This is a genomic window from Kitasatospora sp. NPDC057512 (assembly GCF_042802135.1).
GTDB lineage: Bacteria > Actinomycetota > Actinomycetes > Streptomycetales > Streptomycetaceae > Kitasatospora.
Genome location: NZ_JBHVET010000361.1, coordinates 1 through 8,187, shown reverse-complemented (window position 1 = coordinate 8,187; position 8,187 = coordinate 1). Strand labels below are relative to the sequence as shown.

The 8,187-nt window shown below is 74.0% G+C and carries 8 protein-coding genes; 4 read left to right on the top strand and 4 right to left on the bottom strand.

Annotated elements, in window-relative coordinates:
* Together ACFU6K_RS22750 and ACFU6K_RS22745 are read right to left on the bottom strand one after the other, a co-directional pair.
* The coding region (locus ACFU6K_RS22750) for a hypothetical protein (RefSeq protein WP_380665764.1) at nt 1–1,212 on the bottom strand (1,212 nt) is incomplete at its 3' end.
* Nucleotides 1,213–1,379: 167 nt separating this feature from the next.
* Nucleotides 1,380–2,300: a trypsin-like serine peptidase gene (locus ACFU6K_RS22745; protein ID WP_380665762.1), complete on the bottom strand. Its 921-nt coding sequence runs from the start codon at nt 2,298–2,300 to the stop codon at nt 1,380–1,382.
* A gap of 328 nt (nt 2,301–2,628) precedes the next feature.
* Here ACFU6K_RS22745 and ACFU6K_RS22740 point away from each other — a divergent pair, with 328 nt between their 5' ends.
* Nucleotides 2,629–3,582 carry a DMT family transporter gene (locus ACFU6K_RS22740; protein WP_380665760.1) on the top strand — a complete coding sequence of 318 codons (954 nt, stop codon included), beginning with the start codon at nt 2,629–2,631 and terminating at the stop codon, nt 3,580–3,582.
* Between the two features lie 66 nt (nt 3,583–3,648).
* Here ACFU6K_RS22740 and ACFU6K_RS22735 read toward each other — a convergent pair whose 3' ends face one another.
* On the bottom strand, nt 3,649–3,945 hold the full coding sequence (locus tag ACFU6K_RS22735) for a hypothetical protein (protein ID WP_380665758.1): 297 nt from the start codon (nt 3,943–3,945) through the stop codon (nt 3,649–3,651).
* A gap of 220 nt (nt 3,946–4,165) precedes the next feature.
* Between ACFU6K_RS22735 and ACFU6K_RS22730 the strand changes: the two genes are divergently transcribed.
* A complete protein-coding gene (locus ACFU6K_RS22730; protein ID WP_380665756.1) occupies nt 4,166–4,939 on the top strand; it encodes a class I SAM-dependent methyltransferase in 774 nt (257 codons plus the stop codon).
* Nucleotides 4,940–5,006: 67 nt separating this feature from the next.
* Here ACFU6K_RS22730 and ACFU6K_RS22725 read toward each other — a convergent pair whose 3' ends face one another.
* Nucleotides 5,007–5,759 carry a TetR/AcrR family transcriptional regulator gene (locus tag ACFU6K_RS22725; protein ID WP_380665754.1) on the bottom strand — a complete coding sequence of 251 codons (753 nt, stop codon included), beginning with the start codon at nt 5,757–5,759 and terminating at the stop codon, nt 5,007–5,009.
* Nucleotides 5,760–5,909: 150 nt separating this feature from the next.
* Here ACFU6K_RS22725 and ACFU6K_RS22720 point away from each other — a divergent pair, with 150 nt between their 5' ends.
* A complete protein-coding gene (locus ACFU6K_RS22720; protein WP_380665752.1) occupies nt 5,910–6,563 on the top strand; it encodes an NADPH-dependent FMN reductase in 654 nt (217 codons plus the stop codon).
* Between the two features lie 22 nt (nt 6,564–6,585).
* Entirely contained in the window at nt 6,586–8,139 is a 1,554-nt protein-coding gene (locus ACFU6K_RS22715; RefSeq protein ID WP_380665750.1) for an MDR family MFS transporter, read from the top strand.
* The last annotated feature ends 48 nt before the right edge of the window (nt 8,140–8,187 follow it).

The following is an 8,187-nucleotide window of genomic DNA, read 5'->3' as shown; positions in this document are numbered from 1 at the left end:
GTACAGCACCTGCGCGTAGCAGGTCGTCGGGTGCGCCGTGGAGCCGGGCGGGCAGGCGACCTCGGACCTGGCGGCGACGATGACGCCGCGGGCCTCCATGTCGCCGTTCGGGCCGGAGGGGTTGGCCAGTGCGGGGCCGCCGCTGTCGCCCTTCGCGGCGACCGCCCGGCGGTCGCCGCCCTTCGACTCCGCGACGTCCACCGGCTTGATCTTCGTGCCCTCGTCGTTCGTCGTCTCCACGTCGACCCGCTTGACCTGCACGTCGCACCTCCACCCCGACTGGGCGCCGCTCAGGCAGATCAGGTCCCCGACGTTGTTCCGCCCGGCGCCGTACGTGTGCCGGGACGAGCCGCCGTTGTCCGACCAGGAGCCGTCGTAGAACCGGCCGCCGCCGGTCCCGTTGACCGCGATCATGCCGACGTCCAGGCCGTCGCCGACCGTGGTCAGGTCGCCGATGTAGCTGCCGGTGCCGTTGTAGTACCGGCCGCCGCCGCAGTGCGCGGCGGTCAGCACCACCTTCGTCCCGTCCTTCCAGCCGCTGAACGCCGTCGAGCAGAACGACGCCTTTCCGGTGTTCACCTCGGCGCCCGCGTAGTACGGCGCGCTGTCGGAGTGCCGGTTGCCGGACAGGGCCACCGGTGTCTCCTCGATGCCGGCCGTCACCGGCATGCCGGCGATCTCGGCGGCCCGCGAGGAGTACGCCTGCACGGTCGCGTCGCCGCCGGTCAGCTGCTTCGCCGGGGCCGGCGCGTACGTGATCGCGATGGCGGTGCCGTCCTCCTGCGGGCCGATCGACGTCCACGCGTCGCGCGCCACGGCGGCGGTGAACCGGTCGATCGCGGCGCGCATCTCCGCGCGGGAGTACGGGCTCGGGTGGACGTCGACGGTGTAGCCGGGGCCGACGTCCGCGGCGTTCGCGTCGAGCAGGGAGCGGACCTGGGCCGGGGCCTCGCCCTTCCAGTAGATGTCGGCGTGCTGGTTCGCCGCGTCGATCACCGTCCCGGCGTAGCCGGCCGCCGCCGGATCCCGGGACTCCACCCACTCCTGCACCGGGTCCGTCATGTGGTGGAGCTGCTGCTGGGCCTTCGGGTCGCGGAGCACCGGCAGGGTCACGGACAGGTAGGGCTCGTCCCGCACGACGTCGGCGGCCGTCAGGGCGGAGGCGACCACGGTGGTCAGGGCCAGGGACAGCACGAGGCTGGAGCGGCGCACGAGCGGGTCCTTCCGGTGGGCCGATGGGGTCGACACTCAGCGTAGGGACGAATGCACGGTCCGCTATGGTCCGGAAGTCGCGGGCGGGCTGCCGACGGTTGCACGGGCGAGGGGGTGCGCCCCCGGGAGGGGCGTGACGGCGTCCCGGGGGCGCGTGGGGTGGGAGGTCAGGCGTTCTGCGCCCCGTTGAAGACGTTGTAGGCGTCGTCGCGGTAGTACGAGTTCACCGCCCACCAGGTGCCCTGCCAACCGTCACCCCCGACGAAGGCGCCGGTCTGCACGGCCGAACCGTCGTTCTGGTCGTAGTCCACGAAGAACGGTCCGCCGCTCGCGCCGCCGCTCAGCCCGATGCAGTTGTCGATCCGCGCGGTGGACGGCTGCTCGGGACCGGCCACCGGCCGTCCGCCGCACCAGAGCGCGTGCTCCTTGGAGGCGGGAACCACACCGGGGATGCCGATGATGTGGGCGTCGTTGCCGATGTCCCGGTTGAACCCGATGCCGGTGGCCCCGACGACGTCCGCGATGTGCCGGCCGTCCTTCGTGTTCAGCACGATGAAGGCGATGTCGCCCTGCGGGGCCGGAGCGGTGACCCAACCGGCCGCCCGCCAGGTCCACCAGCCGTACGGGGCGTTGCCCGCGTCGTAGTTGGGGGCGAACTGGAAGTCGTGCCCGCCCTCCACGCAGTGCCGGGCGGTGGCGATGACGTCGCGGTTGGCGCTGGAGACGACGTTGGCGGTGCACACGCCGCCCCCGGTGAGCAGTCGGCCGGTGGTGCCCCAGACGCTCGCCTTGGCGGCGGCCATCGGGGAGGCGGCGGCCTTCGGGTCGGTGGCCTTCGGGCCGGCGGTGGGTTCGGTCGCGTGGAGGGTCAGCGGCCGGCCGCCGAGGGAGCTCTCCTGCTCGGGGTTCCAGTTCGTCCCGGCGGCGTTCGCCGGGTTGATCAGGACGTGGCTCTTGCCGCTGACCTTCTCGATCGGCTTGCTGGCCGTCGCCGTGGTCGTGGCCTGGGCGGTGGACGGGGCCGGGGCGGCCAGACCGAGGGCCGCCGTGGACACCACGGCTGCCGCGAGGAGACCGTGCATGCGCATGGGAGTTCTTCCTTCCGCTGGGGGCGTGCTCTCCCGTCACGGTGGAAGCGGCAGGTGTACATCGGGTCAAGGACGCATCAACGACCAGCTCCGCGTGGGAAGTCGGACCGGCCGACTTCTCGCGCCCGCCGGTCGGTACCATCGACGCGTGAACCTGTACTGGCACGTCGTGCTGCCACCGCTCAGCGCCTGATCGGGCGCGCGCTTCGGTGGCTTGACCCCCTACGACCCCGGCTCGGCCCGATGGCGGCCGCCGTGGGTCGGCGGCGTGCGCCCGTTCTCGGAAACCAGTTCCCCTGACGGTCTTCGACGACGGAAGTTCACGACTGTGCCGAATCGTTTGTCCTCCTCTGCCCGCACCCTCCCCACGGCTCCCCGCCGCACCCGCCGCGTCCGCCGCACCCGCCCGCGCGGCGGCGTGGTGCCGATCCTGATCGCCGCCGTGCTCTGGGGCACCACCGGGACGGCCAGTTCGCTGGCACCCGGCGGCGCCCCGGCGGCGGGAATCGGGGCCGCCGGGCTGGTGCTCGGCGGGCTGCTCCTGTTCCTCACCGACCGCACCGCCCGGGTGCTGCCCCGGACGTGCGGGCCGTGCGACCGGTGGCTGCTCGCGGCCGGCGCCGTCGCGGTGGCCGGGTACCCGGTGACCTTCTACCCGGCGGTGAGCCGTACGGGCGTGGCCGTGGCCACCGTGATCGCGCTCGGCAGCGCGCCCGTGTTCACCGGGTTGCTCGGCTGGCTCACCCGACAGGGACGGCCGGGCGGGCGCTGGGCCGGGGCCACGGCGCTGGCCGTGCTCGGCTGCGCCCTCCTGGTGCTCGGCCCCGAACTCGCGGGCGGCAGCACGACGGTGGACCTGCCGGGCGTGCTGCTGGCCGCGCTCTCCGGACTCTCGTACGCCGTGTACTCGCTGATCGGCGGGCGGCTGATCGCGGCCGGGCACCCCTCGGGCGGGGTGATGGGGGCGATGTTCGGCGGCGGGGCGCTGATCGTCCTCCCGGTGCTGCTGTGCGGCCCCACGGGCTGGCTGCTCACGGCGCGCGGGGCGGGCGTGGTGCTGCACCTCGCGGTGATCACCACCTTCCTCGCGTACTGGCTCTTCGGCCACGGCCTGCGGCACACCACCGCCCAGACCGCCACCACCCTGACCCTCGCCGAACCCGCCGTCGCGGCGGTGCTCGGGGTGGCCGCCCTCGGCGAGCGCCTGCCCACGGTCTCCTGGTGCGGCCTCGCCGTCCTGGCCGGAGGGCTGGCCGTCCTGGCGCTCCCCGCTCGGCGGTAGGAGCGTCGAGCCGCGCGAGAATTCGGCCCAGTCGACTTCTCGCGCGGCGGGCGGACCGGGCCGTCGTCAGGCGGTGAACACGCTGGAGCCGAACTCCTGGGTCGTGTGACCGCCGGGAGGAACGACCGCGATCACGTTGCCGGTGCAGTCCGGTCCGTCGTACACGAGGGCGTACTCGTTGGTGTCGTTCTGCACGATGAGCGGACGGTACGTGGCGTTGTTACAGCCGCTCGGGTTCTCGATGACCGTCTGGCCGGGATTGAAGATCAGCTCTCCGTGGGCCGCGAAGGCCGTGTTGGGCAGGGCGAGGGCCATGGTTCCGGCGGCGGCGAGGGTACCGAGTACGGTCGTGAGGCGTCGCATGAGGGCTCCTGGGGAGTCGGGCGATCGGGGTCGGGGTCGAAGTGCCCCGGGCCCAACCTCCCCGCCCGCCGGGACGGCCGCAATTCCCGTGCGCCGAGCGGGCGACACGTGTACGCACGAACGGGCGTGCGGGCCGATCGGCCAGGCCGACTTCCCGTGCGGCGGTGCGGGTTCGCGCGAAGCGGTTGCCTCCGGTGGTCCCGTTTGATGGGCTGGCCGGATGGGACACACGGGGCACGAGAGCCAAACGGCGAGGTACGACCGGATCGGCGTCGGGTACCGGCAGGTCCGTCGGCCCGATCCGCGGCTGCACGCGTTGATCGGGTCGGCGCTGCGGGGAGCGCGCACGGTGGTCAACGTCGGTGCGGGGGCGGGTTCGTACGAGCCCGAGGACGCCGAGGTCACGGCCGTCGACCCGTCGCAGGTCATGCTCGACCAGCATCCGGGGGAGCGGAAGGTCAAGGCCTCGGCCGAGCAACTTCCCTTCGAGGACGGGGCGTTCGACGCGGCGATGGCCGTCCTGACCGTCCACCACTGGTCGGACCCGCGGCGCGGGCTGGCCGAGCTGCGGCGGGTCGCGCGGCGGCAGGCGGTGTTCACCTGGGACCCGGCGCACCGGCCGCAGCTGTGGCTGCTGGAGGACTACCTGCCGGAGATCAGGGAGTTGGAGGACTCCCGCTTCCTGCCGCTGGAGGAGGTGGTGGAGGCCCTGGGCGCGCACACCGTGCTGCCCTTCGCCGTCCCCCACGACTTCACCGACGGCTTCCAGGTCGCCCACTGGCGGCGGCCCGAGCAGTACCTGGACCCGGTTGTCCGGCAGGCCAGTTCGACCTTCGCGCAGCTGCCGCCGGCGGTGGTCGAGCCGGCCGTCGAGCGGCTGCGGGCCGACCTCGCCTCGGGGGCGTGGCACCGGCGGTACGCCGACCTGCTCGACCGGGACGGCATGGACTACGGCTACCGCCTGGTCCTCGCCGGCGAGCGGCCGGCCGGGTAGGCGTTTCGGCGGCAGCCGCCGCACGGGAAGTCGGGCCGGTCGACTTCCCACGCCGTGAGCGGCCCGGTCAGAGGGCGAAGTGGGCGGCGATGCCGTCGAGGACGCAGTCGAGGCCGGTTTCGAACTGCCAGTCGGGGTCGTCCTTGCGGGTGGCCGCGTGGAGGTAGCGCTGGTAGTTGGGGTAGCGGCCGGTGCCCATCAGCCAGGTCATCCGGGGGGCCAGGCCGGCCCGGGTCTGGTCGCCGTCGGACCAGCCGCGCTCGCGGCGCAGGGTCTCCAGGGTGACCTCGGTGGCGACCGAGCCGTGGACGTAGCCGGTGACGGTGCGGAACACCGCCATGGTGGTGTCGGCGTCCAGGCCGTGCTCGGCGAGGGCGGCGAACGCGTGCTCGGGGACGGCGAGTTGGTTCGGGCTGAGGGAGAACGGGGTGGCCGCCCGGACGGTCCACGGGTGGGCCAGGTGCATGGCCCGCAGGTGGAGGGCCAGGGCGCGCATGGTCGCCCGCCAGTCCTCGGCGGGGGCGTCCAGCGGGAGCCGGCCGTAGACGAAGTCGACCATCAGCTCGATGAGTTCGTCCTTGCCGGAGACGTACCGGTAGGCGGCCATCGGGGCGACGCCGAGCTCGGCGGCCAGCCGGCGCATGGTGACGGCGTCCAGGCCCTCGGCGTCGGCGACGGCGACGGCGGCCTCGGCGATCCGCTGCGGGGTCAGGGTGGTGCGCGGGGCGGGGGCCGGGCGGTCCAGGCGCTCCCAGAGTGACGCCGGGGGCCTGTCGTCGCCGGCGGGGGTGTCCCCGGTGGGGGCCTGCTGAGCGGGCATGGGGGCGGGCTCCTTCCGACTGGGGGTCGGTCCCACCGTAGCACCCTCCTGTGTACGGCGTATCGGCAGTGGACGGCGTACACGTCGATGTGTACGTTGTATTCCAGGCGGATACGCCGTACACAGCAGCCATCCCGGAGGGGGATTCCCATGTCCACGGAGCAGAAGTCCACGGAGCCGAGGTCCACCGATCAGAAGCCCACCGAGCAGAAGCCCGGCGAGCAGAACCTGAAGGTCGCCGTCCTCGTCGGCAGCACCCGCGACGGCCGCTTCGGCCCGGTGGTCGCCGACTGGCTGCTCGGCCACCTCGAAGCGCGCGGCGACCTGACCGCCGACCGCATCGACCTGGTGGAGACCCCGCTGCCCGTCACCTTCCCGTCCTTCGGCGGCGAACTGTCCTCGGACGACGCCGCGCTGCTGGCCGCCGTGTCGCCCCGGCTGGAGGCGGCCGACGCCTTCGTGATCGTCACGCCCGAGTACAACCACAGCTTCCCGGCCCCGCTGAAGAACGCCATCGACTGGCACAACCGCCAGTGGCACGGCAAGCCGGTCGGCTTCGTCTCGTACGGCGGCCTGTCCGGCGGCCTGCGGGCCGTCGAGCAACTGCGGGTGGTGATGGCCGAGCTGAACGCCGCGACGATCCGCAACACGGTCAGCTTCCACGGCGCCGCGCAGTGCTTCGACGCCGAGGGCAAGGCGATCGACCCGGCCGCCGACACCGCCGCCAAGACCATGCTCGACCAGCTCACCTGGTGGGCGCAGGCGTTGCGGGACGCCCGCCGGGCCCGCCCGTTCGCGGCCTGAGCCGGGGAAGGGGGAGGACGGCATGGCCACGGAACCGGCCGGGGAACGCGTCGAGGACCGGCCCAAGCCGCCGCTGCTCGGCGTCATCGGCCTGATGCTCGGCATCTTCCTCTCGGCCCTCGACGGGCAGATCATCGGCACCGCGCTGCCGACCATCGTCGGCGACCTCGGCGGGCTGGAGCACCTCTCCTGGGCGGTCACCGCCTACCTGCTGACCTCCGCCGCCGCCACCCCGCTCTGGGGCCGGCTCGGCGACCTGTACGGGCGCAAGGGCGCCTACCAGTGGGCGGTGGTGGTGTTCCTGGCCGGCTCGGTGCTGGCCGGACTCGCCCAGGACATGGGGCAGTTGATCGCCTTCCGGGGCCTCCAGGGGATCGGCGCGGGCGGGCTGATGGTCGGCGCGCTCTCGGTGATCGGGGTGCTCGTCCCCGCCTCCGACCGGGCGCGGGTGCAGTCGGTGGTCGGCGTGCTGATGCCGATCGCCTTCGTCGGCGGGCCGCTGCTCGGCGGCTTCCTCACCGAACGGCTGAGCTGGCGCTGGGCCTTCTACGTCAACCTGCCGGTCGGGCTGGTCGCGCTGCTCGCGGTCGGCGTCGGGGTACGGCTGCGGACCGAGCGGGTGCGCGCCCCGTTCGACTGGGCCGGGGTCGCCCTGCTGACCACCGGCATCCTCGCGCTCACCCTGGTCGGCAGCTGGGGCGGCACCGCCTACTCCTGGACCTCCCCGGTGCTCCTCGGCACGGCGCTCGTCGCGCTGGTCGCGCTGGGCTGGTTCGCCCGGACCGAACTGCGCGCCCCCGGGCCGCTGATCCCGCCCGCGCTGTTCCGCGACCGCAACTTCACGGTGGCGCAGGCGCTCGGCTTCCTCACCGGCGCGGTGATGATCGCCCTGGTCGGCTACCTGCCGCTCTACCTTCAGCTGGCCCGGGGCGCCTCGCCCACCGCCGGCGGCCTGCTCCTGCTGCCGCTGATGCTCGGCATGATGGGCACCCAGCTGGTGACGGCGCGGCTGATGGGGCGGCCGGGCGGCGAGCGGCGCTACCCGCTGCTGGGCGGCGCCGTCACCCTGGCCGGCGGCGCGCTGCTGCTGCTCCTGCGCACCGACACCCCGATCGCCGTGGCCTCGGGCCTCACGGCCGTCGCCGGGATCGGCCTCGGCCTGGTGATGCAGAGCACCCTGCTGACCTCGATGGGGGCCGTCCGGCCCCAGGACATGGGCGCGGCGATGGGCGTGGTCACGCTGCTGCGGAGCATCGGCGGCTCGCTCGGCATGGCGGCGCTCGGCGCGGTCTACACGGCGCGGCTCACCGACTCCCTCACGGAGCGCCTCGGGCCCGCCGAGGCCGGCCGGCTCACCGGCGGCGGGCTGACCCCGGCCTCCCTCGACGGCCTCCCGGCGGCCGTCCGCGACGCCGTCGGGGCGGCGGTCACCGGCGGCCTGCACGGCACGGTCGTGGGCGGGGTCCTGCTGGCGGCCGCGGCGACGGCCCTCGCCTGCCTGGTGCGCCCGCAGCAGGGAGCGGCCGGGGAGATCAAGCCGGCCGAGGCACCCGCGAAGGCGGGCACGGCCGGGTGATCCGGAGAGCGCGCAGGCCCCCGGGCGGAACGGGGGACCGCCCGGGGG

Bases quoted from the DNA above. Each gene is read 5' to 3' on its own strand.
- ACFU6K_RS22745 (WP_380665762.1), bottom strand. From the start codon at position 2,300: ATGCGCATGCACGGTCTCCTCGCGGCAGCCGTGGTGTCCACGGCGGCC.
- ACFU6K_RS22735 (WP_380665758.1), bottom strand. From the start codon at position 3,945: ATGCGACGCCTCACGACCGTACTCGGTACCCTCGCCGCCGCCGGAACC.
- ACFU6K_RS22730 (WP_380665756.1), top strand. From the start codon at position 4,166: ATGGGACACACGGGGCACGAGAGCCAAACGGCGAGGTACGACCGGATC.
- ACFU6K_RS22725 (WP_380665754.1), bottom strand. From the start codon at position 5,759: ATGCCCGCTCAGCAGGCCCCCACCGGGGACACCCCCGCCGGCGACGAC.
- ACFU6K_RS22720 (WP_380665752.1), top strand. From the start codon at position 5,910: ATGTCCACGGAGCAGAAGTCCACGGAGCCGAGGTCCACCGATCAGAAG.
- ACFU6K_RS22715 (WP_380665750.1), top strand. From the start codon at position 6,586: ATGGCCACGGAACCGGCCGGGGAACGCGTCGAGGACCGGCCCAAGCCG.